We start from the raw sequence: 1,033 nt of genomic DNA, 5'->3' as shown, positions 1-1,033 counted from the left end.
AACTGCTCGACACCCTCAACGAACTGAGCATCGCCGACGAACGCCCGGTTGCCGCCCTGATCGGCCTCGCTGCCGATCCCGGCTCGCTGTGGGCCGACCTCCGTGTCGGCGAACTAAAGACCATGCTCGCCCTGGCCGGCGGCGACCCCGACGCCCTGCGCGAAGGCCTTGAGTGGGTGCGCCAGTTCGAACAGCTCGACGCCGGCCGCCGCCGTATCTACGCCTGCCTGCAGACCCTTGTCGACATGGAAGACCCGGCCACCTACGAAGCTGCGCTGCTCAGCCTCTACGGCGAAGCCACGGTCGACCAGGCGATTGCCATGCTCGATGGCGACCTGCGCTTCTTCGGACTGGCCTCGCCCGGCCTCGACCTCGCCGGCTGCGACCTGCACCAGCGCCTGCTCGGGGAATACGAAAAGGCGCACGCAACCGTCGCCTGACGGGAATTCACATTCCCACGGTCAACCGGGAAAAACGGCCAAAATTGAATCCGGGCAGTGGGCTAGCCACCCGGCTCCTCCCCCTTCAAGGGGAAGGCTGCTGGGTGGGGGATAGGGGTAGAGGAAGAGCTGCATTCGACTTCTTACCCCATCCCCCCTGCCCTGCCCTTCGAGGGGAGGGAGCAATCTTTCCCGTTGACGATGCAGGTTCCCGATGGCACGCAGCACGCTCTACCCTGCCGCCCGGCCCAGCCATTTCAGCACCATCGCGTAGAGCCGGCCCGGATCGACCGGCTTGGCGATGAAATCGTTCATGCCGACTTCAAGGCAGCGTGCCTTGTCCTCGGCGAAGGCGTTGGCCGTCATGGCCAGGATGGGAATGGCACCGCCGTGCGGCAGGGCGCGAATCTTCCGCGTCGCGGCCAGGCCATCCATCTGCGGCATCTGCATGTCCATCAGGATCAGGTCGTAGCGGTCACGCCCGAACAGGCGCAGGGCAGCCAGGCCGTCGTCGGCGACATCGACGAGCAGCCCGACGTCATCGAGCATGGCCTGGGCGATTTCCTGGTTGATCGGCTCATCCTCGACGAGCA

1 protein-coding gene and 1 pseudogene are annotated in these 1,033 nt (G+C 65.7%); one reads left to right on the top strand and one right to left on the bottom strand.

Translation table 11 applies throughout. The features are described 5' to 3' along the window. Positions 1–440 (top strand): annotated as a pseudogene (locus tag ADADOO_RS04365) (30S ribosomal protein S12 methylthiotransferase accessory factor YcaO); the annotation flags it as partial. A 231-nt stretch (positions 441–671) separates the two neighbouring features. On the opposite strand, the gene ADADOO_RS04360 reads toward ADADOO_RS04365, so the two are convergent. Beyond that, positions 672–1,033 (bottom strand): response regulator (locus tag ADADOO_RS04360; RefSeq protein WP_511275325.1); only part of this gene is annotated, 362 nt, incomplete at its 5' end.

The organism is Azonexus sp. (genome assembly GCF_036170495.1).
GTDB lineage: Bacteria > Pseudomonadota > Gammaproteobacteria > Burkholderiales > Rhodocyclaceae > Azonexus.
The sequence above is the reverse complement of the archived record's forward strand: the minus strand, read 5'-3'. Positions and strand labels throughout refer to the sequence as shown.